This is a genomic window from uncultured Senegalimassilia sp. (assembly GCF_934630535.1).
Classification (GTDB): domain Bacteria; phylum Actinomycetota; class Coriobacteriia; order Coriobacteriales; family Eggerthellaceae; genus Senegalimassilia.
Window position 1 is genome coordinate 1 of the sequence record NZ_CAKTVU010000018.1, and the last position, 24,058, is coordinate 24,058.

Sequence of the window (24,058 nt, forward strand, 5' to 3'; positions counted from 1 at the left end):
GCGCTCGCGGAGGGCGCTTTTCTTGTTGCGCGCATTCCGCGCGCGAGGAGACGCGCGGAATGCGCCGCACGCGCCGAGAAGGCCCGCAAGGGGACGATTCCCCCTGCGGACCTTCTCGCGTTTGGGGCAATCGGGAATTGCAGCGGCTCCGCGCTTTCGTGGCGCACGTGCCCTTTATGCGCGGCTATGAGATTGTCGGGCTGTTGAAAAGCGCTTGGCATATTGTCTGGGAAGCCATCGCAGGGTTTCCTGTGCTCGCGGACCTGTTACATGGCCGGGTTCGCGAAGCGCGGACGGCCGCATATCGTGCGCCCGAGGGCCCGCAGAGGGGATCGATTCCCACTGCGGGTCCTTTCTGCATTTGAGGTGGGTTCTTGGCTTTGATTCCCTTTAATTGATATGTTGCGATTTTTGCTTTCAAATATCATTAGCCCATTTTGTTCTCGAGGTGGCTTGTTCGCGGCGTTTTGTACGTCGTCTAGGGGTGTGCCGGGCAATTCCGGTCGGCTTGGATGGGCCGTTCTTTTGTTTTACACCGTTGAGGGCGCCGGTATTCTTGGTCGCCTATCAGTGGCGCATGGGGAATCCCTATGCGGGGATTCATTTGCGGTTCGACAATGTGTTGACCGTCGTTACGGTTCTGTATCGCGTTCGGTTATCGAGATGGGTTTTGGCCCGGTCGTGCTCTTTCCTCGCTCGCGTTGTAAGCCCACTATATTTCGTTATGCGCCGCTTCCCGATTTGGATTTTTATTGGTCACCGAAAGCCCTTTGTGAGGACTATAATTTCAAAGCTACAAATAGTTTATTGGCGCAATGCGGGTGCGGGGAATGTGCGTGTCGTTGATGTTGGCACCAAATGCTCGGCGCTTGCGGGGTCTGATGCGGACCTGCCGAAGGCGGTAGGTGAATCTGCTTTGCGGCAAGCCCTTTTTAGCTTGGAATCGTAGACGGGTCGGGACCGTTTACGGCATGTTCGCAGGATCGCGCCACGCAAGGATGGGAGAATGACATGTCTGCTAATTCAGGGGGCGCGCGTGCGTCCTGGTCGGGCAAGTGGGCGTTTATCTTGGCTGCTGCGGCCTCGGCTATCGGCTTGGGAAATCTGTGGCGTTTTCCGTATCTGGCTGCGAAGTACGGCGGCGGCGTGTTCCTTATCACCTATGTGGTGCTGGTTGTCACGTTCGGTTTCACATTGATGATACTTGAGTCGGCGCTTGGTCGCAAAACCGGGCAAAGCGCGCTTGGCGCTTTCAAATCCTTCGGGAAGAAATACGCCTTCATCGGCATTTTCACTTCTGCGATTCCGTTCATCATCGTGCCGTACTACTGCATCATCGGCGGTTGGGTACTCAAGTATGCCGGTGCGTACATCATGGATGGCTCTGCGGCCTTGGCCGATGGCGGTACGTACTTCACCAACTTTATCAGCGGTGGTGGGGAGAGCTTTATCTGGGCCATCGCCTTCCTGCTGATCGTGTTCGCTATTGTGGCGCTTGGTGTGAAGAACGGTATCGAGCGCGCCAACCGTATCCTGATGCCTGTGCTGTTGGTCATGACGGCCGGTATTTGCATCTACGAGCTTACGCTGCCCGGCGCTATTGATGGCTTGGCATATTATCTCACCCCTGATTTCAGCAAGTTCAGCGTTGAGCTTGTCATTGCTGCACTGGGGCAGATGTTCTACAGCCTCTCTTTGGCCATGGGCATCATGATCACGTATGGTTCCTACATGCAGAAGTCCGACAACTTGGAGCAGTCCGTGCGCCGTATCGAGCTTTTCGATACCGGCTATGCGTTCCTGGCTGGCTTGATGATCGTGCCTGCAGCGTTTGTTGCCATGGGCTCTGCCGAGGCCGTTGCCTCGAAGTCGGGTCCGTCGCTGATGTTCGTTATCTTGCCCACCGTGTTCGATCAGATGGGCGGCATCGCCTCGATCATGGGCTTCCTGTTCTTCCTGCTGGTGGTGTTCGCTGCGTTGACCAGCTCCATTTCGCTTACTGAGACCTGCGTGTCCATCGTTCAGGACTCTGCGCATATCACGCGCAAAAAGGCGCTTATTGCTTCCATGGTGTTCATTTTCGTGATGGCCATGATCGTGAACCTGGGCTATTGCCAGCTGGCTTTCATCGAGCCGCTGGGGCCGGGCAGCACTATCCTGGACTTCCTGGACTTTATCTCCAACTCCGTGATGATGCCTCTGGCGGCGCTGATGGCATGCGTGTTCGTCGGCTGGATCATCAAGCCCAAGGCTATCATCGACGAGGTGAAATCCTCCGGTCCGTTCAAGGCGGAGAAGATGTTCACCGTCATGGTGAAGTTCATCGCGCCTGTGCTGCTGGTGGTTATCTTGGTCGCCTATGTTGCTGCGCAATTCGGTTTGTTCAGCATGTAGCGGGCTGATCATGTGGGTATCTAGCGTTGTGGGTTAGCTAGGGAATCATCAAGAGGCCGTCGACGTTTGTCGGCGGCCTCTTGTCTTTTAAGGGCAGTCACTCCTCGTCTGGGTCATGCGTGGTTCGTCCAAGGGCTGGTGGCATGTATGGGGATGGGTGGTATTGCTTGCGCGCTAGCCTCTCTGCAACGCATTCGCTGATTCTCGGATGAAGGGAAGGGGGATGGTTTTGCGGATGCCGGCGAAGAACTGGGTTGTGGTGCCGTGGAGCAGCTTCGGCCGGCACCTCCAAGCGCGGTTTGCGCTGAGGGTTGCTGTATGAGCTGACGTGTGCGATGGATCACGTTACGCCGCAGGCAGAAGGCGGCGCATTGTGTTGTTCGCTATGGTGGTAACGTGGCGGCGCCTCTAGAGTTCCCAAGATTCGACCTGCTCGCTGATTGTTTCGAATAGGTAAATTCCTACGTGGTTGCGTCCTTTTGGCCTGCCGTAGGGCCGGATGCTCCTCATCTTCCCTTCGCTTTGGGTGTAAGGTATTCGGCAAGCGTAATTTGCACGTTGGGCGCAAAGCGCCCTTTCACGAAGGAGCATCACGATGGTCGAGAAGAAAGATCTTGACTGGGGCAGCCTTGATTTCGGCTACCATCAGACCGACTACAGCTACGAAGCTCATTGGAAGGATGGCGAGTGGGACGAGGGCGGTCTCACCACCGACCACGATCTGCATCTTTCCGAGTGCGCCGGTATCTTCCATTATTGCCAGGAAGTGTTCGAGGGTCTGAAGGCCTATACCACCGAAGAGGGCTCCATCGTTTGCTTCCGTCCGGACATGAACGCAAGCCGCATGTTCGACTCCGCTGAGCGTCTTGAGATGCCGGGCTTCCCGAAGGATCGCTTCGTCGAGGCCGTCAAGGAGGTCGTGAAGGCGAACGCCGCATGGGTGCCGCCGTTCGGTTCCGGCGCCACGCTGTACGTGCGCCCGTTCATGATCGGTTCCGGCGAGGTCATCGGCGTTGCTCCGGCTCCCGAGTACACGTTCCGCATCCTGGTCACGCCCGTCGGCCCGTACTTCAAGGGCGGCTTGAAGCCGATCAAGCTGCGCGTGTCCGAGTATGACCGCGCCGCACCGCACGGCACCGGCAACATCAAGGCTGGTTTGAACTACGCCATGTCGTTGCGCCCGACCATGGAGGCGCATCGCAACGGCTACGCTGAGAATATCTACCTGGATTCGCAAAGCCGCACCTATATCGAGGAGACCGGCGGCGCGAACGTGCTGTTCGTGAAGCAGGACGGCACGCTGGTGGTGCCGAAGTCCCACACCGATTCCATCCTGCCCTCCATCACCCGTCGCAGCCTGGTGCAGGTTGCCCAGGACCTGGGTATGACCGTTGACGAGCGCTACGTCACGTGGGAAGAGGTTGCAGGCGGCGAGTTCGTGGAGTGCGGCCTGTGCGGCACCGCGGCCGTCATCAGCCCGGTCGGCCAGATCGACAACAAGGTCAACGGCGCCGACCAGGAGGTCGTCTTCCCGGCTGGCTGCACCGAGATCGGCCCGGTTATGAAGCAGCTGCGCGAGACCCTCACCGGCATCCAGGATGGCAAGCTGGAAGACAAGCACGGCTGGGTCTGCAAGATCGACGTCGAATAGCCGTCGACTGCATGCTTTGATGCAAACGACAACGGGGAAAGCAGGAGCACCTGCTTTCCCCGTTTTGCATTCGGCGGGATTGCGCGGGATGGATGTCCTGGCGCAACTTATCCTTCGCGTATCCTAAATGCTTCGTAAACGGCTGTCTGCGCCGCGCTTTCCGTTCTCCTGGTGGTTGTTCTCCCAGCTCAGGTGGATATCGGCACCGCGCTTGCTTCCTAGTAATTCTCGGCGTTGATCTCGAAGTATGCCTGCGGATGGTTGCACACGGGGCAAACGTCGGGAGCCTTGGTGCCTACGACGATGTGGCCGCAGTTACGGCACTCCCACACCTTGACCTCGCTCTTCTCGAACACCTGAGCGGTCTCCACGTTATGCAGCAGCGCGCGGTAGCGCTCCTCGTGATGCTTCTCGATGGCGCCGACCTGGCGGAACTTCTCGGCCAGCTCGGGGAAGCCCTCCTCCTCGGCGGTCTTCGCGAAGCCCTCGTACATGTCGGTCCACTCGAAGTTCTCGCCGTTTGCGGCGTCCTCGAGGTTCTCCGCCGTGTCGCCGATGCCCTCAAGCTCGCGCAGCCACATCTTGGCGTGGTACTGCTCGTTGGCCGACGTTTTGCGGAAGATCTCGGCGATCTGCTCGAAGCCTTCCTTCTTCGCCACCGACGCGAAATAGGTGTACTTGTTGGTTGCCTGCGACTCGCCGGCGAAGGCGGCCTGCAGATTCTTCTCGGTTTGCGTTCCTTCGTACTTGCTCATGAGAAACCCCTCTCGCTGTGTTGGCCCGCAGCGCCCATGCGCGCAGTGCCTTTGGTTTCCATCTATCGATGGTATGGGCAAACACGCGGCAGCGCAATCGTTTGCATCGCTTTGTGACGCAATTGTTGCAAGGGGGGGGTGATTCTGCTCCCCGAGCGCGCCGCCGCCTCCTGCTTTGTGACACAACTGTTGCAAGAGAGCTAGTTCTGGGTTGTTTTGCAGATTTCGGGCGCTGAATTTGCCATGAGCTCGGAGTTCTGGGCGGTTTTGGTCGCGAATTTGGCGAAAGGGCGAGTAAGGGATTTCAAAATGCCTGGTCAGGAGAATGCGAACCGCTAAGGTTATATTTCAGTGCTTGCAAAACCGCCCAGAACTTTGATGGGGCCGTGGCGGGCGACCGTGCACTATGCGGTTTGTGCGGGTTTTCGCTCCGTCTGACGTGCATTCGGCGGGGCATCGCGCTGGGGCGGTGTTTGCGGTATCATAAAGAGCCAAGTGTATTCACTAGTTAAGGAAGTTTCAGCATGTCGCTTTCCATCGGTATCGTGGGTCTGCCCAACGTGGGCAAGTCCACGCTGTTCACGGCCCTCACGAACAAGGGCGGTTTGGCAGCCAACTACCCTTTCGCCACCATCGAGCCCAACGTGGGTATCGTTCCCGTTCCCGATAATCGTTTGGAGAAGCTGGCCGAGATCGACCATCCTGCCAAGATCGTCCCCGCAACGGTCGAGTTCGTCGACATCGCCGGTCTGGTGGCGGGCGCCAGCCAGGGCGAGGGCCTGGGCAACCAGTTCCTCGCGAACATCCGCGAAACCGATGCCATCTGCGAAGTCGTGCGCTTCTTCAGCGATCCAGACGTCGTGCACGTTGATGGTCGCGTGAACCCCAGCTCTGACGTGGAAACCATCAAGACCGAGCTGATTCTGGCCGACATGGGCACGCTCGACAAGGCTATCCCGCGCCTGGAGAAGGAAGCGAAGCGCGACAAGGCCGGCGTGAAGAAGCTCGAGGTTGCGAAGAAGGTGCTCGAGGGCTTGAACGAGGGTCATCGCGCCCGCACGCTGAACCTGGACGAGGACGAGCAGGCGGCCATCTACGACCTGCACCTGCTCACCATGAAGCCCATCCTCTACATCGCCAACGTGGACGAGGATGCCCTTGATGCCGACCTGGCCGAGATCGACGGCTGCCAGCCGGTGCCGATCTCCGCGAAGGTCGAGGCCGACTTGGCCGAGCTCGACCCCGCCGAGGCGAAGGAGTACCTGGAGGCCATGGGCCTTGAAGAGTCTGGCTTGGCGCGTCTGGTGCGCAGCGCTTACAAGCTGCTGGGCCTGCAAAGCTATTTCACAAGCGGCGAAACGGAAACGCGCGCTTGGACCATCCCCATCGGCGCGAAGGCCCCGCAGGCCGCCGGCGTCATCCACTCCGACTTCGAGCGCGGCTTCATTAAGGCGGAAACCGCTTCGTACGCCGACTACGTGGAGCTGGGCGGCGAGCTGGGCTGCCGCAACGCCGGCAAGCTGCGCCAGGAAGGCAAGGAGTACGTGGTGCAGGACGGCGACGTCATGCACTTCAAGTTCAATGTTTAAGGCGACTGGTTACAAGGCCGATTAGCGAACTTCACGGGGCGAAGCCGGGAAACCGGCTTCGCCCCGCGTGTTTTCGCGTCGCAACAGCGGCGGTGCCGGCGCAGGAGGGGGCGCTGATCGGCTATTCGCCATGGGAGCGTTGCTGCGTTGGGGATGTGTGCCGGCGCGCGTCGCCACGGAGACGTTGGCATCGGATGGAGTGCCAATCGGCTATGCCCTGCTAAAACGTTGGTATGCCGGGACTACGCATCTGCGCGCGTTGCGGCGGTGGCTGTTTTCTCGCGTTGGGGCGACGTGCGACGACAGCGGGAGCCGCCAGCTCGCTGGACAGTGCATGCGGACTTTTCGCACATGCGCGAAAAACCATCTGGCTGGCGTATAATCTGCCTGTTCGAAAGCTATTCGGCTGCGCGCGGCGCGGCCTTTTATATGCCTGGCGAAACTTGCCGGGCGTGCGACAAGGAGCATCTCGATGAAAACGAGCGATTTCGATTACGATCTTCCCCAGGAGCTCATCGCGCAGGAGCCGGCGGCGGTGCGCGATGCATGCCGCATGCTGGTCATGGACCGCGAAACCGGCGCGATCGAGGACCGCATCTTCCGCGACATCATCGATTATCTTGAGCCCGGTGATTTGCTGGTGGCCAACGAAACGCGCGTTTTGCCCGCGCGCCTGCTCGGCGCGAAGCGCGGCACGGGCGGACAGTCCGAAGTGTTCCTGCTTCGCCAGCTTGTGGGCTCGAAGGCGCAGCCGTATGCGGATGTGCCCCATATTGCCGGTCAGCCCACGCCTGGCGAAAACCAGCAGGCCATTTGGGAGGTGCTCGTGCGCCCTGGCAAGCGCTTGAAGCCCGGCAGCGGCGCGGTGGTGGATTTCACGGATGGCGAAGGCAACGTTGCGCTGTCCGCCGAGATCGTCGACTGGGCCGAGGGCGCCCAGCGCGGCGAGCGCGTGGCGCGCCTGACCACCACGTACCCTTCGCTTGACGAGGCGCTTCACGCGGTGGGGCATACGCCGCTGCCTCCCTATATCAAACACTACGCCGGCGACGAGGAGCTGTACCAAACGGTGTATTCCCGTCGCGAAAGCTCGGCGGCGGCACCTACGGCGGGTCTGCATTTCACGCCCGAGCTGATCGAGCGCCTGCGCGAGAAGGGCATCGATTGGGAAACCGTGGAGCTTGAGGTGGGCCTGGACACGTTCCGCATCGTGGACGAGGAGGACCCGCTGGCTCACAAGATGCACACCGAGTTCTACACGGTGCCGCAGAAGACGGTCGACGCCATTAACCGCACGCACGCCAACGGCGGCCGCGTGATCGCCGTGGGTACCACTAGCGTGCGCAGCTTGGAAAGCGCCTGGGATCCGTCGGCCGACAACGGTGCCGGTGCCATCACCGCGCGCGACCGCGACGCCACCAGCCTGTATCTGCTGCCGGGCAGCACGTTCCACGTGGTGGATGCCCTGGTCACGAACTTCCACGTGCCGCGCAGCACGCTCATGATGCTGGTCAGCGCGTTCAGCACCCGCGAGAACATCATGAACGCCTATCAGCACGCCATCGCGGAACGCTACCGCATGCTGTCGTTCGGCGACGCCATGTTCATCCGCTAGCATCCGCTTAAGAGGGAAGAGACTGGCGAAGGGATTGAACTGCATCTCGACGTTCGGGTGCTCTGTATAAAGATTGCTCCGCAATGGATCGGGCCGAGCGCCTCTTGTTTCTCGGGCAACGAGAGACAAGAGGCGCTTTTGCGCGCATGAGCCTTAGTGTGAAGCGAGATGGGGGGCGGGGGAAAGGACGGCCGGGTTCCTTGCTTTGGGATGTAGTTGCCAACTCATCGCTAGCCGCTATGTGACTGCGTGTTTGCTCCCGGTATCTTCTTGTTTGCGAGTTCCTTGCGTCCGCTCGCAGTGGGTTGCGATTGTGGGCGAATTGGGCACTGGCGTCCGGTTATTTCCCCTGTTCGCGTAAGGCTTTTAGGATGGCGCGCTTGCGTGCTTGCTTCTTGTCGTAGGCAGCGCGCTCGGCTTTGTGCGCGGCGCGTGCGGCTTCCTCGGCGGCGCGCTCGTCGGCATGGGCTGCGCGCTCGGCGGCTTTTGCGGCGGCGCGCTGCTCCTTGCGCTCGGCGCGTTCGGCGGCCGCTTCCAAGTCGCTGATGCGGCAGCCGCAGAAGTTCTGCCGGTACATTCCCAGCTCGCGGCTTTCGCGCGTGGCCTCGTCATAGTAAGGGCGGAAGTCCTCGAACACGGGCACAACCCCGGCTTGCGTCGCTGCGCGCTCGACTTCCTCGCGGATGACCTGCGTATATTGATAGGGGCTCACCGAAAGCGTGGTGCCGATGCCCTCGAAGCCTTGTTCTGCGGCAACCCGCGCCGTTTCCTCTAGGCGAAGGCGGTAGCAGGCACGGCAACGCGCCTCTCTGCGTGTGGGGTCGACCGACAGCACGGCGGCGCGAGGTGAGGCGCTGTTCGCGGTACTTGCGGAAAGGGTAGCGCCAGCAGGGAAAGCAGCTCCGCGATTCGTGTCGGTAACCGGCCTGCACCGGTTGCTAGCGGCTTCGACGCGACTCCCAAGCTCGCCCCCGCCTTCGCTGGCGCACTCGCTTTCCACGCCAGCCTCCGCCCGTGCCCGCTCGACTTCGGCGATCGCGGCGTCCCCGATGCGGCCAGCACATGCTTCCCACGTGGCCGGGTCGTACGGGCCTTCCAACACCTCGAATCCCGCATCCGCGGCCCATGCGCGCAGCGTTGCCAGCCGGTGCTCGTATTCCTCGGCGGGGTGGATGTTCGAGTTCGCATAGTAAATGGTGATGTCGTGCCCCGCGGCCTTCAGCAGGCGCGTCGGCTCGAGCGAGCACGGCCCGCAGCACGCATGCAGCAACAACTTCATTCGCGAACTCCTTTTTCGATGGGCATTTCGCCGCCGGCGCGGCGCTTCCCCTATACTACCACGCAGGCAAAAACTATCCCCACCTGCGGCAATCTGCAGAAAGGCACGACATATGGAGAAACGAACCTTCCGCGCCGTCTTCTTCGACCTTGACGGCACGCTGCTGCCCATGGACGTCGACGACTTCATGAAAAGCTACTTCCGCGCGCTTGGCGGCTACGTCGCGCGCATGGGCATCGCCCCCGACCAGTTCATGACCGGCATGAAGCGCGGCATCACCGCCATGGCGACCAACGGCTCCGGCCACGCGAACTCCGAGTCGTTTTGGCCCGAGTTCCTGGCCTGCATCGACATGCCCGAAGGCGTCACGCCCGACGCGCTGCTCGCCGCCATCGGCGACTTCTACGAGAACGAGTTCGGCCAGCTGGGCGCCGACGTCGAGCCGAACCCCGCCGCCGCGCGCGCCATCGAGACGCTGGCCGCCAAGGGCTATCCGCTGGTGCTGGCCACCATGCCGATGTTCCCTCGCCGCGCCGTGGAGTGGCGCCTGCGCTGGGCCGGCATCGATCCGGCGGTGTTCTCGCGCATCACCACGTTCGAGAACTCCACCGCCGTCAAGCCCAAGCCCGACTACTATGCGGAGAACCTTGCCGCCGCGGGCGTCGAAGGCCGCGACGTGCTCATGGTCGGCAACAACACCAAGGAGGACCTGGCCGCATGCCAGCTGGGCTGCGAGGGCTTCCTGGTCACCGATTTCCTGATCGACCCCATCGGCTTCGAGGTGTTCAGCGTGCGCCACGGCTCGATGGAGAAGTTCGCGGACTGGGTGGAGACCCTGCCCGAATGCGCCGACCCGGCGCAAGGCGTCAGCGACGCCATCGTGCCGGCCGCCGCGCGCGAGCGCGTGCTTGCGGCAAGCGGCATCGCCGACGGCCAGGCCGGCGGCGCGAAGACGCTCGAGGAGGCGGGCCGTTCCGGCGGCACCGATTTCGTCATCAACGGGATGGAGGACTAGCCCATGGCCCTGTTCGATTGCACCATCCAGGCCACCAGCGGCCACGCCCGCGCGCTTTCGTACGAAACCGCGCACGGCACCTTCCATACCCCCATGTTCATGGCCGTCGGCACGTCGGCCACGGTCAAGGGCATCACGGTCGATCAGCTTCACCAGCTGAACAGCCAGGTGGTGCTCGCGAACACCTACCACCTGTCCATGCGCCCTGGCGCCGACTTGGTGGAAGAGGCCGGCGGCGTGCACAAGTTCATGAACTACGACGGCCCCATGCTCACCGACTCGGGCGGGTTCCAGGTGTTTTCCCTGGCCGACACACTCAAGCTCGACGCCGACGGCCTGACCTTCCGCAGCATCTACGACGGAAGCTACGTGCGTTGGACGCCCGAGTCCAACATGCGCATCCAGGAGCAGATCGGCGCCGACATCGCCATGCAGCTCGACCAGTGCACGCCCTACCCGGCCGAGCGCAGCTTCGTTGCCAACGCCGTGGACCTGTCGGCGAACTGGGCTCGCCGCTGCCTGGCGGCGCACAAGCGCCCCGATCAGACGCTGTTCGGCATCGTGCAGGGCGGCATGGAGCTTGACCTGCGCCTGGAGAGCATCCGCCGCCTGCGCGAGATCGAGGACGAGAGCCTGGCGGCGGGCGGTCGCCGCTTCGGCGGCTTCGGCATCGGCGGCTATTCGGTGGGCGAAGACCACGAGACCATGTTCGAGACGCTCGGCCAGGTGGCCCGTGCGTTGCCCGAGGACCGTCCGCGTTACCTGATGGGCGTGGGCAACCCCACCACGCTTGTGCGCGCCGTGCGCGAGGGCGTCGACATGTTCGACTGCGTGCTTCCCACCCGCACCGCGCGCATGGGCACGGCGTTTTCCAGCACGGGCCGCATGAACATGCGCAACGCGAAGTTCACGCGCGATTTCACGCCGCTCGACCACAGCTGCACCTGCCCGACGTGCCAAAACTACACGCGAGCCTACTTGCGCCACTTGGTGAAGCAGAACGAGATGCTCGGCGCCATCCTGCTGTCGGTGCACAACCTGCACTTCCTGCTCGACCTTATGCGCCGCGCGCGCGAGGCCGTGCTGGCGGGCGAGTACGAGCAGTTCTACGAGGAGTGGATGAACAGCCCGGCCGCCAAGGACTACTAATATAATGCTCGGGCGGATTCCCGCCTCTTGATGCTTTCGTATTCTCCTCGATTGTGGGAAAATAAGTAAGTTAGGGTATATATGGCAGCGGTTGGAGCCGCCGCCACGGAAGGGACGGCCCGGCAGGGCCGTCCTATGGTTTGAAAGGCTAGGAGAAGCTCGCATGGCGAAAGCGCAAAACGCCAAGGCCAAGAAGAAGGGCGGCAACGTCAACCGCCGCAACGTTTGGCTGTTGGTGCTGACCACCGTCTTGGTGCTGGGGTCCATCTTCATGTTCACCCCTCCGCAGGAAAAGATCAACCAGGGCCTGGATATCCAAGGCGGCCTGTCGGTGGTGCTGTCGGCGAAAAGCACCGACGGCGATGCCGTGACCTCCGAGGATATGGAGAAGTCGCGCGCCATCATCGAGCAGCGCGTCAACGCGCTCGGCGCCTCCGAGGCCGTGGTGCAGCTGCAGGGCACCGACCAGATCCTCGTGCAGATCCCGGGCCTTTCCGATACGGAAACGGCGCTGTCCACCATCGGCAAAACCGGCAAGCTGGAGTTCGCGCGCCTGGATTCGTTCACCGATGAGGACGTCAAGACCAAGATCGAGAACGGCCAGTACGGCTCCAGCGGCACCATCACCGACGACTTCGGCAACACGCTGCCTTCCGGCAAGACCGAGCATCTGACGGTGGAAGAGGGCACGTACACGCCGCTGATCACCGGCAGCAACATCACGAAGGTCGACATCGGCCGCGCCTCCGAGACCGGCACCGACTACTCGGTCAACGTCTCCCTTGATTCCGAGGGCACGAAGGCGTTCGCCGATGCCACGAAGGACCTGGCCAGCACCAAGGGCAAGATCGTCATCATCCTCGATGGCGAAGTGCAGTCCGCGCCGGCCGTGCAGTCCGAGATCACCGGCGGCCAGGTTTCCATCACCGGCGGTTACGACAAGGAAGCCGCTTCCTCCATGGAGACGGTGCTCGAGTCCGGCTCGCTGCCCGTGAGCTTCGAGTACGCGCAGTCGCAGGTTGTCGGCCCGACGCTCGGTCAGGACGCGCTGACCTCCGGCGTGCTGGTGGCGGCCATCGGCCTTGCGCTGGTCATGCTGTACCTGCTGGTGTTCTACCAGGGCCTGGGCCTGATCACCGCGGCAGCCATGGCCGTGTTCGCCGTGCTGTACCTGGGCATTCTGGCCCTGCTGTCGCACTTCGGCCTGTTCAGCCTGTCCATGGCAGGCATCGCCGGCGTCGTGCTGACCATCGGCATGGCGGCGGACTCCTCCATCCTCACGCTCGAGCGCTTCCGCGAGGAGATCCGCATGGGCCGCAGCGTCCGCGCCGCCTCCGTCACCGGCGTGCGTCACGGCATCCTCACCTCCATCGACGCCGACCTGGTCACCATGGTCTCGGCGCTCACGCTGTTCTTCCTGGCAAGCGCCTCGGTCAAGGGCTTCGGCCTGACGCTGGCGCTCGGCATCATCTGCGACATCGTCATGATGCTGTTGTTCAAGGCGCCCATCATCCGCCTGCTGGCGCCGAAGTGCATCGCCAAGCACCCCGGCTTCTGGGGCGTGAAGGACTGCAAGGAGGCCGCCCCGTACTTCCAGGGCGAGAAGCCCGCGTCCTCGCGTCGCGACGTGCGCGGCCGCTTCATCAAGCTCGACATCAACCTGCTGGGCTATCGCAAGGTGTTCCTGTCCATCGCGGCAGTGGCGATCGTGCTGGTCGTGGCGCTGGTGGGCGTGCGCGGCGTGAACTTCGGCATCGAGTTCGTGGGCGGCACCTCGGTGACGTTCCATCAGGGCGGCAACGACGTGACCACAGAGCAGGTGCGCTCCGCCTTCGCCGATGCCGGCGAGCCCGACGCCGTGGTGCAGACCACCGACTCCGATGGCCAGGCCGGCTTCCTCGTGCGCACCACCGACACCTCGGCGGAAAGCGCGGCCGCGGCGGCCAACAAGGTTGCCGATCAGTTCGGTTGGGATGCGGAAAGCTTCGAGGTGACCACCATCGGCCCGGACTGGGGCGCCAGCGTCATCCAGAGCTCCTGCATCGCGTTCTTCGTGTCGCTGCTGCTCATCATCGCCTACATCTCGGTGCGCTTCCGCGACCCGAAGATGGGCGTGTCGGCGGTCATCGCCTTGCTGCATGACCTGGTCATCGTGCTCGGCGTGTACGTGCTCGTCGGTCGCGAGGTCACGCCGAACACCATCGCCGCGCTGCTCACCATCCTGGGTTACTCGCTCTACGACACGGTGGTCGTGTTCCACCGCATCAACGAGAACATGAAGGGCGATTCGCCGAAGTGCACGTTCGCCACCATGGCGAACCACTCCGTCAACGAGGTCCTGGTGCGTTCGCTCAACACCTCCATCACCTCGCTTATCCCGGTTGCGGCCATGCTCATCTTCGGCGGCGAGACGCTGCGCGACTTCGCCCTGGCAATGACCGTGGGCCTGGTGTGCGGCTGCTACTCGTCCTACGCCATCGCAACGCCTATCTACGTGATGTGGAAGACGCGCGAGCCGCAGTTCGCGAAGCTGCAGAAGAAGTACGGCGCGGACATCCAGCGCTGGTTCCTGAACCGACTGCCGCAGGCGGCCGCTGCTGCCGCCGCCGCTGCCGGCGCCGCAGCTGAGGATGCCGCTGCCGGCCAGGAAGCCGTCGCAGCTGCCTCCCAGGGCCAGCAGGCTGCAAGCAAGCCCGCCAAGGCGCAAAACCGCTCCAAGAAGAAGCGCAAGAAGGTTCAAGGTTAACATCGGTTGATGGTTTCGGGCCGCTCGGAAACGGGCGGCCCGTTTGCTGCTCGGGGCGATCGCGCCGCCGTTTCGCATTCCTGCGCTATAGCGGTCAGGTAGATTGCGGGGGTTGGCGAGCGTATCGCAATCGATTGTGATACGCTGGGAAGCCCATGTGAATCCATGTACGCAGGCTATGGAGGAATCGGCCGGAAGCATTGCCGGCCATGTTATAAGGAGTTGCCATGCGCGAAGGAAGCGCCCCGAATTTCTGCCCGCCCACCGAAGAGGGCATCACCCTCACGTTCCAGGACGAGAAGGGCGATCAGATTGACCTTGAGTTCCTCGGCTTGATCTTGCACGAGGGCCGCCGGTACGGCTTCTTCTTTCCGGTCACCGAGGACAGCCCGGCATGCAGCTCGGGCGAGATCATCCCGCTTGAGGTGACCGAGCTTGACGAGGATGGCCAGCCCGCCGCGTTCGAGTTGGTCGAAGACCAGGCTATCGCCCAGGAAGTCTACGAGGACTTCAAGCAGGCCGCCAAGGACTTGTACGACTTCGAGTAGGCGCTATAGATTCGTTAAACGGTACGTATAAGGAAGGGCACGGCTCGCAGCCGTGCCCTTCCTGTTTTTCGTTATATGCGGCACCGCTACAGCTCGATCGGCTTCCACTCCTCGTGGTTGCAGATCCAAGCCTCGGGCTCCTCGACGCTGAAGAACACCAGCGTGGGGTCGTCGGGGCCGTCGTAGCTCTCGCCCAGGCTGCACAGATGCGCGTAGCCGGCGTAGCGCATGTCGGCGTTGGCCTTGTCCTCAAGGCCGGCCTTGCCGCGCAGGATCAGCCAGCCGTGGCCGGGCCACCAACTGGATGCCTCGAACTTCTGGTTCTGCTGCAGCTCTTCCCACACGTCCTTGGTGGTGGCGGTGACGAACCAGATCTTACCGTCCTGCTCGGCGGCGAAGCTGAACGGGCGCACGTGCGGCTGGTCGTTCACGCTGGTGGCCAGGTACCATGCGGGGACGTTCGTCAGATACTGCAGGATGGTCTCGTTGCCGGTCATGTGATCCTCCTAGTCTTGGAACCGGTCGGTTATAGCAAGTAGCCGATGGCTGCGACGCAGCCGGCTAAAACGGCCATGAAGACGGCGGCTATGCCGTCGCGCGGGGCGAAGCGGAGCGGATGCAGATGCGTGCGCCCTTCGCCGCCGTGATAGCAACGCGCGTCCATGGCCGCCGAAAGCGTTTCGGCATGACGGAACACGCTGGTGAACAAGGGTACCATGAGCGAAGTGAGCATGCGCACGCCGCGTGCGGGGCTGTTCGACAGACGGGCGCCGCGGCTGACCTGAGCGTGGTAGACCACGGCAAGCTCGTTGGCGAACTGCGGCATGAAGCGCAGCGCGATGCCCATGATCATGCCCAGCTCGTGGGCGGGCACGCCGAAGCGGGCGAAGGGCTTGAGCACCCATTCGAACGCCTCGGTCAAATCGATGGTCATGGTGGTCAAGGTGATCAGGCTCATCCCCAGCATCATGATGGTCAGACGCGCGCCCATGAACAGGCAGGTTTGCACGCCCGCCTCGCTGATGCGCAGGATGCCCCAGTCGACGAGCACCTGGCCGCCTTGCGTGACGAACAGGTTCAGCACCGCCACGATGATCACGATGGCCATAAGCGGAGCCAGCGACCGCGCCGCCTTGCTTGGCGGGATTTGCGCCAACACGTAGCAAAGCGCCGTGAACGCCGCGCACACCGCTAGAGCCGCCGCGGTTTTCGCGCACAGCAGCACCACGATGAACGCGCAGCCCGCTATGAGCTTCGTGCGCGGGTCGAGCCGATGCACGCAGCTGGTGCCGGCAACGTAGCTGCCGAAGGAAAAGCCCGGGTTCATTCGACCACCTGGCCTTCAGCGTCGGTCGGGGAGGGGGAGGCGGTGCCGGCGCCGCCGCGGCCCGCGCCGCAGGTGGCGGCGATCATGTTCGCCAGGTCCCTCTCCGTGTACAGCTTCCCCTGCTCAAGGGGCCATCCGCCCGCGCGTAGCGCCTCCGCGAACGCCTGCGGCTCGGTGGTTCCCAGGCCCACTTCCTTGAGCTTGCGTGCATGCAGGAACAGGCGCTCGGGAGCGCCGACGCCAAGCAGCCGACCTTCGTTCATGACTGCCACGCGGTCGCACATGGCGGCAAGGTCGTCCATGCAGTGCGACACCATGACCACGGTGAGGCCCTGATCATGCAAGCGCGCGATCATCTGCAAGAACGAGCGCTTGCTGGCGGGGTCCAGGCCTGCCGCCGGCTCGTCGAGCACGAGCACCTGCGGGTCCATGGCAAGCACGCCGGCGAACGCCACGCGGCGCTGCTGGCCGCCCGAAAGCTCGAACGGGCTCTTCTCGGCAAGCTCGTCGAAGGAAAGCCCCACGCGCTCGAGCGAGCTGCGCACGAGCGCGTCCACCTCTTCGCCCGAAAGCCCCAGGTTGCGCGGCCCGAACGCCACGTCCTTGTACACGGTTTCGGCGAACAGCTGGTGCTCGGGATACTGGAACACCACGCCGATCGATCCTCGCACCTTCGACTCGGCGCCCTTCGAGGCAATGTCGACGCCATCGATGAGCACGCGACCCGAGGTGGGCTTCAAGATGCCGTTCATATGCTGGATGAGCGTCGATTTGCCGCTGCCGGTGTGCCCGGCCACGCCGAGGAACTCGCCGCGGCGCACCTGGAGCGAGACATCGCGCACAGCCCATAGGCTGTCGGGGCTGTTGCCCCATTTCGCCTGGCGGGCTGCAGGCGCCTGCTTGCGCTTGCGCTGCTTCTTGGCCTCGGCGGCGTCGTAGGTGAAGCTGACGTCCTGGAACTCGATGAGCGCAGGAGCGTCGGCGTCGCCCTCGCAGGTGGGGAAGTCGACGTCGGCGTCGGTCGCGTCGGCCACCCCTGCGTTCGCGTCGGCTGGGGTGCATATGCCGGCAGCTTCGCCGAGCGCCAGGACCTCGTGCGCCAGCTTCCCCGCATCCACGGTGGGCTGCACGGCCATGCCCGCATCGCGCAAATCCAGCGACAGACGGGCCGCAAACGGCACGTCAAGGTTCAGGTGCGCCAGCGCACGAGCCTGCACGAGCACCTCGTCGGGCGTCCCCTCGAGCGCCACGTGCCCGCGCTCCATGACCACCACGCGGTCGGCCTGCGCCGCCTCCTCCATATAATGCGTGATCATCACGATGGTCATCCCGCGTTCGTGCAGCTCGCGGCAGACGCGCATCAGGCCTGCTCGGCCGCGGGGGTCGAGCATGGCCGAAGCCTCGTCGAGCACGAGCACCGCAGGGTTCATGGCAAGCACGCCGGCGATGGCCACGCGTTGCTTCTGCCCGCCGGACAACGCGTGCGTCTCGTGGCGCTCGAAGCCCGAAAGCCCCACATCCTCAAGCGCCTGCGTCACGCGTTCGCGCAGCTCGTCGGTGGGGACGCCCAGGTTCTCGGGCCCGAAGGCCACGTCGTCTTCCACAAGCGAGGCCACCAGCTGGTCGTCGGGATTTTGGAACACCATGCCCACCGTCTCGCGGATGCGGTACGTGTAGTCGGCGTCCGCGGTGGCCATGTCCTGCACTTTGACGCTGCCCTCGTCGGGGATGAGCAGGGCGTTCAGGTGCTTGGCCAGCGTTGACTTGCCGCTTCCGTTGCCGCCTAAGATGCACAGGAATTCGCCCTTGCGTACGTGCAGGCTCACGCCGTCAAGGGCGAAGTTCGCACCGTCGTAGGTGAAGCGGACGTTTTGAACATCTATCATGATTCGCTCTACGATCCTTCCGTGAATCGGCGAATTGCGTTGCGTTTTGCGGGGTGCGAACCGGATTCGGGGGCTAGCTTCAAGCGGGGCGGCCCGCTTCGGCCGGCGCAACCTGGGCCGCAACCCTTCAGGCGCTCGCCCTTGGGTGCCCTTCCCTATGAAAGTCGGCTCGCAGCGCCCGCTCCTTGTCTCCCGTTGTACGGTCCCGCCGGCAAGCGGGATGATCCTGCTTGCCGGCGGGACCGTGCCGCGCAGGGGCGGCACGGTTGGGAACGCGGTTGCCTAGCGGCCTTTGACCTGGTCCTTCTTCGGGGTGATCAGGTTGGAGACTGCCTTGTACACCAGCAGGGTCAGCGCGCTGTTCAGCACGGTCTTGATCAGGTTGAACGGAACGACGGCGGGGAGCATGAGCGGCATGATGACGTCGGCGCTGCCGTACCAGAACCACACGCCGATGGTCAGGTTCGCGGCGACGGCGCCGACGGTGGCCACCACGCAGCCGACCAGCAGGCCGATGATGGCGCCGGCGAACGTGTGCTTGCGGGCGTAGATGGCGGCGGCGGGCACCACGAAGAACAGCGTGGCGCAGATGTTCATAAGGCCGCCGACCCATTCGCCCAGCATCAGGCTGTGGATGATGGCGGCGACGACGCCCACGGCGAAGCCGGCGCCCGGGCCGAAGGCGAAGCCGCAGACCATGGCGGGCATGAGCGAGGGGTCGTAGGTCAGAAACGGCGCTGCGGGCAGGATGGGGATCTGCACGAACGACAGCAGCGCGGCGATGGCGCACATAAGGGCCATGGTGACCAGCTGGCGCGTCGACCAGCGGTTCGTGTTCTTAATGGGTGCATTTGCGGCGGTTGCCTGAGACATGATTGAACCTTCTTCCCGCGAAGCCTTCTTCCCACGGGTTTTGCTCTCAAGCTTCGCGAAAAAGAGACAAGCCCGTATGAATTCCTTCCATACGGGCTTGTATTCGCTCAACAACTTCCCGCTGGCCATGCGGCGCCGTGCGGTGCGTTTCGCGAACTCTGCCTCTTCCATCCGGACTTTGACCGTTGGTCCTGGATTCGCACCAGGTCAACCTTGCGTGCATGCGGCTTGCCGCCGCTTGACGCACAGGGTCGCGGACTTCCGGCTTGGCTGCGGCTTGCTGCCGCGCGTATCCGGTTACCGCCAGTGAGGATTTCCACCTCGCCCTGAAACAGAATTCAATGGCATCTAGTTTAGCTGCGCCGGCATGGCTTCGCAACCGTTTGGGCTATGGATGTTTTCCGCGTTTTGGGGGCCGATATATGGCGAACGGTTATAGGAAATCGACGCGGAAGGGTTTGTTTCCCTACCGAAGCGCTACGCAATGCGCTTTTTCGCCGAGACTTCGGCGGTCTGCGGCGAACGCGGCTCTATAATAAGCCGTTCGCGTCCCTAAAGGGACTCATCTTTAAGGCTACGAGGTTTTGCATGGACTACATCGAAGTGCTCGACAGCATAGACGCCGCCGTCTGGGGGCCGCCTATGATCATCTTGCTGCTGGGCTGCCACATCTACACCACCATCCGCACCAAAGGCATCCAGCGCAAACTGCCGTTGGCCCTGAAGCTTTCCGTCACGAAGGACAACGGGGCGCAGGGCGACGTCAGCAACTTCGGCGCCATGGCAACCTCGCTCGCCTCCACGCTGGGAACGGGCTCGATCGTCGGCGTGGCCACGGCCGTGCTCTCCGGCGGGCCGGGTGCGGTGCTGTGGATGTGGCTTACCGGCATCTTGGGCATGGCCACCAAATACACCGAGGTCTATGCCGCCATGAAATATCGCGTGAAGGACCGCCAAGGCCACATGATGGGCGGCGCCATGCACGTGTGGGAGCAGCGTTACAAGCGCCCCGACGGCACCGTGCCGTGGTGGGCGAAGTTCATGGCCATCTGGTTCGCGGTCATGGCGTGCTTCACCGTCTTCGGCGTCGGGTCGGCCGTGCAGACCAGCGCCATCACCTCGGTTGCGCAGGCGAACTTCGGCGTCGAGCCCTGGATCGTCGCCGCCATCGTGTGCGGCAGCGCCCTGCTCATCATCATGGGCGGCCTGGGCACCATCTCCAACATCTGCGAGAAGCTCGTGCCCATCATGGGCTTCGCGTACATTCTGGGCTGCGCCTATATCCTTGTGTGCAACTGGGCGTTTATCGGCGAGTCGTTCAGGTTGATCTTCGAATGCGCCTTCACCCCTCGCGCGGCCTTTGGCGGCGCGGTGGGCAGCGGCATCGTCGTGGCGCTGCAGTTCGGCTGCGCGCGCGGCCTGTTCTCCAACGAGGCGGGCCTGGGCACGGCTCCGCTCATTAGCGCCGCCGCCGAGTCGAAAAACCCCGCGCGCCAGGCGCTTGTGGCCATGACCGGCCCGTTTTGGTGCACGGTGGTCATCTGCTTTGTAACGGCCCTGGTCATCGTCTCGTCGTTGTGCGCGCACCCCACGCTCATCCAGGATGCCGGCGTCACCAACGGCGCCACGCTCGCCAACGCCGTGTTCGCCACCATCCCCTATGTGGGCGCGCCCATCCTCATGCTGGGCATCCTGTGCTTCGCCTATTCCACCATCATCGGCTGGAGCTACTACGGCGAGCGCGTCACCCTGTACCTGTTCGGCCGCCGTTGGGTGCCGCTGTACCTGGGCTTTTACATCTGCATGGGCTTTTTGGGCGGCGTGGGCGTCGGCGATGTTGCCTGGACGGCCACCGATATCTCCAACGCGCTCATGGCGCTGCCTAACATCCTCATGGTGCTGCTGTGCGCCGGCATGGTGGGCAAGGAAACGCAGCATTACGTCTACGACGGCAACATCGACGAGGAGCTGCGCGTCGACATCCACGAGCTCCCCGAGAAAAGCGTGTTTACCCGCAAGAAGGCGTAATGGAAACTATCGCAATCATAGGCGGCGGCGCATCGGGCCTGATGGCGGCTGTGGAAGCATCGCTTGCGCTGCGCCAGGCGGGCGCTTTAGCGCACGTGGCCCTGTTCGAGGCCGACCCCGAGCGCATCGGCCGCTCCATCCTGGCAACCGGCAACGGCCGTTGCAACATCTCCAATGCCTGCATCAGCGCTGACGCGTATCGCAATCAGGCTTTTGTGGAGCAGGCGCTCATACACCTGCAAAGCGTCTATATAGCGGAACGCGGTAAAACCAGCATGCGAACCCTTGAGGCGAACCCCGTGCTCGAGCGGTTCGCCGACATGGGCCTTGTGACGCGCGAAGAATCCGAGGGCCGCTTGTACCCCATGGCGAACAAAGCCGCCAGCGTGCTGGACGTGCTGCGATCCACCGCTGCCGAGCTGGGTGTCGACGTGCAAACCGACAAGCGTGCCTTGCGCGTTGACGCGCCGGCTCCGGGCGGTGCGGGCTGCTTCAACATCCGCTTCGCCGACAAGACGATAGCGCATGCGGCGGCGGTCATTGTGGCCGTCGGCGGGCGCGCTGCAAGCAGCATCCAGCTTCCGAAGCCGCTGGCTTGCTCGGACCTGCTGCCCGTTCTGGGGCCTTTGCGCGTTGACGCGCAAAGCGCCAAGCTCACGCGGCAGCTCAACAACATCCGCGTGCGCGGGACCGTTCATCTTGAGCGCGGCGGGCGGCGCGTTGCAAGCGAACGCGGCGAGCTGCTGTTCCGCGACTACGGGGTCTCCGGCGTGGCGGTGTTCAACTTGTCGCGTTTTGCGCAGCCCGGCGATAACCTGGTCGTCGACTTCCTGCCCGACATCCCCTCGCAGAACATGGAGTGCTTCATGATGACGCGCCGTAAGCGGATGCGGAAGCTGACGGGCGGCGAACTTGCGCTTGATCGCTTCCTCGAGGGCCTGCTGCTGCCCGCGGTGTCCGCCGCAGCCCTGAGGCAAGCGGGTTTGCGTACCGGTGACCGGTTTACACAAGAGATGGTTCCCCAGCTTTGCGACATGCTCAAGGGTATGCGCCTGAAGGTCGAGGGCATTGGCGACGAACGTCAATGCCAGGTGCGCCGCGGCGGCTTTCCTGTGGAGCGGTTCAGCCCCGCTACCTGCGAAGCGCTTGACGTCCCGGGCCTGTTCGTCACGGGCGAGGCACTCGACGTCGACGCGCCCTGTGGTGGCTTCAACCTGCATTGGGCTTGGTCAAGCGGCATGCTCTCCGGCCGCGCCGCAGCTAATCGCATGTCGGGCGGGAAAAAAGCCCCGCGCGGCAAATCTCGCAACCAACGCGGCGGGGATGCTTCCCGAAACGCCCGTCATCGCAACCGATAGCCCGGAGGAAACCATGCTCGAGATCTCAAACCTTGCCCTTCCGCTCGATGCCGGGCTTGAAGGCAAGCAAGCTGAAAAGCTCGTGCGCCGCGCCGCGGCCCGAGCGCTCAATATCCCGCCGAACGATATAACCGAAATCCGCCTGCTTAAACGCAGCGTCGACGCGCGCAAAAAGCACGACGTGCACTTCGTGGCAACGCTCGGCGTGGAGCTGGCAGGCGGAACCAAGGCCGAAGCTGCGGCCGTCGAGGCCGCCGCGCACCGCAAAGGCGCCGCGAACGTGAAGGCTCATCGTCCCTACGAGCCGTTGCGGGTTCCGCAAGTCGGTGCAACGCCTCGGGCGCAGGACGAACCCCGACCCATCGTGGTGGGCACCGGCCCGGCCGGCTTGTTCTGCGCGCTCTACCTGGCGCGTGCCGGTTTGCGCCCGCTTGTGGTCGAGCGCGGTGCGGCGGTCGACGAGCGCATGGCGGCGGTCGATGCCTTCAACGCCGGCGATCCGCTCGATCCGCACACCAACATCCAGTACGGCGAAGGCGGGGCGGGGACGTTCTCGGACGGCAAACTCACCACGAACATCAAAAGCCCCTGGGCGCAGCACGTCCTGCACCTGTTCGTGGAAGCAGGTGCGCCCGAGGAGATTCTCTGGCAGGCAAAACCCCACATCGGCACCGATCTGCTCGTGGACATCGTGCGCAACATCCGCAAGCAGATCGAGCAAGCCGGCGGCGAAGTCTGCTTCAACACTCAGCTCACCGCCCTGCATTTCGAAAACGGCCGCCTAGCCCAAGCCGAGATTACCAGCCTCCAACCCACCCCGGCACTTCCGCAGACGCTTCGGGGACGTAGCGCTAACTGTCCGGAACCCGCCCAAACCGAATCCGTCGCCGAGCTGGTCCCTGCAAGCCGCGTCGTGCTGGCGTGCGGCCATTCCGCCCGTGACACGTTCGAGCTCGTGCGCGATGCGGGCGTGCATATGGAGCAGAAGCCGTTCTCCGTGGGCGTGCGCATCGAGCATCCTCAGCAGCTCATCAACCGCTCGCAGTACGGCAAGGCCGCCGACCATCCGGCGCTTGGCGCCGCCGACTACAAGCTGTCGATGCATCTGCGCCCGCAAAAAGGCGAAGAACAGGGCCGCGGCGTGTACACGTTCTGTATGTGCCCAGGTGGGGAAGTGGTGTGCGCCGCCAGCGAGCCGGAAGGCGTGGTGGTCAACGGCATGAGCCGCTTCGCGCGCGACGGCCGAAACGCCAACAGCGCGCTGCTGGTCGGCGTAGGCCCCGAGGATTTCGACGGCGAAGACCCGCTTGCGGGCGTCAAGCTGCAGCGCGAGATGGAGCGGGCGGCCTACCGAACCGCCATCGCCGCCGGCGGCGAACCGTATCAGGCGCCCGCCCAAACCGTTGGCGACTTCCTGGCGCATCGCGCCGGCGGCCCGAGCAAGCAGGTGAAGCCCACCTACGCGCGCGGCGTCGCATGGTGCGACCTGCACGAGTGCCTTCCGCCGTTCGTGGCGCGCGCTATGGAGCAGGCGCTTCCGCAGCTTGACCGTCGCTTGCACGGTTTCGCCGATCCGCAGGCCGTGCTCACCGGCGTGGAAACCCGCAGCTCAAGCCCCGTGCGAATCGTGCGCGGCAAGAACATGCAGGCCTCCCTGGCGGCAGCGCCTGCTACCGCCGCCGCGCCCGAGCCCGAAACCGGCCTCTATCCTTGCGGCGAGGGTGCGGGCTATGCCGGCGGCATCATGTCCGCAGCTTGCGACGGCCTGCGCGTGGCAAGCGCCCTTGTGGAGAGCCTGCAACGCGAATAGGAAAGCAGCCGCGAGAGCCAGCTCAAAAGCAACCG

17 protein-coding genes and 1 riboswitch are annotated in these 24,058 nt (G+C 63.5%); of the genes, 11 read left to right on the forward strand and 6 right to left on the reverse strand.

Features of this window, described 5'->3' with window-relative positions; genetic code table 11:
- The first annotated feature begins 1,011 nt into the window (after positions 1 to 1,011).
- Both Q0D52_RS08325 and Q0D52_RS08330 read left to right on the forward strand, forming a co-directional pair.
- Entirely contained in the window at positions 1,012 to 2,394 is a 1,383-nt protein-coding gene (locus Q0D52_RS08325; protein ID WP_294381902.1) for a sodium-dependent transporter, read from the forward strand.
- Between the two features lie 595 nt (positions 2,395 to 2,989).
- The gene (locus tag Q0D52_RS08330; RefSeq protein ID WP_294381905.1) at positions 2,990 to 4,045 is read left to right on the forward strand and encodes a branched-chain amino acid aminotransferase; all 1,056 of its coding nucleotides are present in this window, start codon (positions 2,990 to 2,992) and stop codon (positions 4,043 to 4,045) included.
- A 218-nt stretch (positions 4,046 to 4,263) separates the two neighbouring features.
- On the opposite strand, the gene rbr is transcribed toward Q0D52_RS08330, so the two are convergent.
- Positions 4,264 to 4,800 (reverse strand): rubrerythrin, encoded by a 537-nt coding sequence (rbr, locus tag Q0D52_RS08335; protein WP_294381907.1) that lies wholly within the window; start codon positions 4,798 to 4,800, stop codon positions 4,264 to 4,266.
- Positions 4,801 to 5,324: 524 nt separating this feature from the next.
- Between rbr and ychF the strand changes: the two genes are divergently transcribed.
- Both ychF and queA read left to right on the forward strand, forming a co-directional pair.
- Positions 5,325 to 6,389, forward strand: coding sequence for a redox-regulated ATPase YchF (gene ychF, locus Q0D52_RS08340; protein ID WP_294381909.1), 1,065 nt, complete (start codon positions 5,325 to 5,327; stop codon positions 6,387 to 6,389).
- Between the two features lie 472 nt (positions 6,390 to 6,861).
- Positions 6,862 to 8,004 carry a tRNA preQ1(34) S-adenosylmethionine ribosyltransferase-isomerase QueA gene (gene queA, locus Q0D52_RS08345; protein WP_294381911.1) on the forward strand — a complete coding sequence of 381 codons (1,143 nt, stop codon included), beginning with the start codon at positions 6,862 to 6,864 and terminating at the stop codon, positions 8,002 to 8,004.
- Between the two features lie 340 nt (positions 8,005 to 8,344).
- Here queA and Q0D52_RS08350 read toward each other — a convergent pair whose 3' ends face one another.
- Positions 8,345 to 9,283 carry an epoxyqueuosine reductase QueH gene (locus tag Q0D52_RS08350; protein WP_294381914.1) on the reverse strand — a complete coding sequence of 313 codons (939 nt, stop codon included), beginning with the start codon at positions 9,281 to 9,283 and terminating at the stop codon, positions 8,345 to 8,347.
- Between the two features lie 112 nt (positions 9,284 to 9,395).
- Here Q0D52_RS08350 and Q0D52_RS08355 point away from each other — a divergent pair, with 112 nt between their 5' ends.
- The 4 genes from Q0D52_RS08355 (at position 9,396) to Q0D52_RS08370 (ending at position 14,741) form a co-directional block, all read left to right on the forward strand.
- Positions 9,396 to 10,298 (forward strand): HAD family hydrolase, encoded by a 903-nt coding sequence (locus Q0D52_RS08355; RefSeq protein WP_294381919.1) that lies wholly within the window; start codon positions 9,396 to 9,398, stop codon positions 10,296 to 10,298.
- A gap of 3 nt (positions 10,299 to 10,301) precedes the next feature.
- Positions 10,302 to 11,447: a tRNA guanosine(34) transglycosylase Tgt gene (gene tgt, locus Q0D52_RS08360; protein WP_294381922.1), complete on the forward strand. Its 1,146-nt coding sequence runs from the start codon at positions 10,302 to 10,304 to the stop codon at positions 11,445 to 11,447.
- A 163-nt stretch (positions 11,448 to 11,610) separates the two neighbouring features.
- A complete protein-coding gene (gene secD / locus Q0D52_RS08365) occupies positions 11,611 to 14,193 on the forward strand; it encodes a protein translocase subunit SecD (protein WP_294381924.1) in 2,583 nt (860 codons plus the stop codon).
- 227 nt (positions 14,194 to 14,420) lie between these two features.
- On the forward strand, positions 14,421 to 14,741 hold the full coding sequence (locus Q0D52_RS08370; protein WP_042437046.1) for a DUF1292 domain-containing protein: 321 nt from the start codon (positions 14,421 to 14,423) through the stop codon (positions 14,739 to 14,741).
- 86 nt (positions 14,742 to 14,827) lie between these two features.
- Here the strand turns inward: Q0D52_RS08370 and Q0D52_RS08375 are convergent, their stop codons facing one another.
- From Q0D52_RS08375 to Q0D52_RS08390, 4 genes are all read right to left on the reverse strand, one after another.
- A complete protein-coding gene (locus Q0D52_RS08375) occupies positions 14,828 to 15,238 on the reverse strand; it encodes a pyridoxamine 5'-phosphate oxidase family protein (protein ID WP_114621244.1) in 411 nt (136 codons plus the stop codon).
- Positions 15,239 to 15,267: 29 nt separating this feature from the next.
- A complete protein-coding gene (locus tag Q0D52_RS08380; RefSeq protein ID WP_294381931.1) occupies positions 15,268 to 16,068 on the reverse strand; it encodes an energy-coupling factor transporter transmembrane protein EcfT in 801 nt (266 codons plus the stop codon).
- Positions 16,065 to 17,954 carry an energy-coupling factor transporter ATPase gene (locus Q0D52_RS08385; protein WP_294381933.1) on the reverse strand — a complete coding sequence of 630 codons (1,890 nt, stop codon included), beginning with the start codon at positions 17,952 to 17,954 and terminating at the stop codon, positions 16,065 to 16,067. Before Q0D52_RS08385 ends, Q0D52_RS08380 begins: the two co-directional genes overlap by 4 nt.
- Before the next feature lie 282 nt (positions 17,955 to 18,236).
- The gene (locus Q0D52_RS08390) at positions 18,237 to 18,827 is read right to left on the reverse strand and encodes an ECF transporter S component (RefSeq protein WP_294381938.1); all 591 of its coding nucleotides are present in this window, start codon (positions 18,825 to 18,827) and stop codon (positions 18,237 to 18,239) included.
- Positions 18,828 to 18,982: 155 nt separating this feature from the next.
- Positions 18,983 to 19,165, reverse strand: a riboswitch (FMN riboswitch).
- A 250-nt stretch (positions 19,166 to 19,415) separates the two neighbouring features.
- Here Q0D52_RS08390 and Q0D52_RS08395 point away from each other — a divergent pair.
- From Q0D52_RS08395 to Q0D52_RS08405, 3 genes are read left to right on the forward strand one after another with little or no spacing between them, the layout of a single operon-like run.
- On the forward strand, positions 19,416 to 20,855 hold the full coding sequence (locus Q0D52_RS08395) for a sodium:alanine symporter family protein (RefSeq protein WP_294381941.1): 1,440 nt from the start codon (positions 19,416 to 19,418) through the stop codon (positions 20,853 to 20,855).
- Positions 20,855 to 22,213 carry an aminoacetone oxidase family FAD-binding enzyme gene (locus Q0D52_RS08400; RefSeq protein ID WP_294381944.1) on the forward strand — a complete coding sequence of 453 codons (1,359 nt, stop codon included), beginning with the start codon at positions 20,855 to 20,857 and terminating at the stop codon, positions 22,211 to 22,213. Before Q0D52_RS08395 ends, Q0D52_RS08400 begins: the two co-directional genes overlap by 1 nt.
- 13 nt (positions 22,214 to 22,226) lie before the next feature.
- On the forward strand, positions 22,227 to 24,023 hold the full coding sequence (locus Q0D52_RS08405; RefSeq protein ID WP_294381947.1) for an NAD(P)/FAD-dependent oxidoreductase: 1,797 nt from the start codon (positions 22,227 to 22,229) through the stop codon (positions 24,021 to 24,023).
- Positions 24,024 to 24,058: the final 35 nt, after the last annotated feature.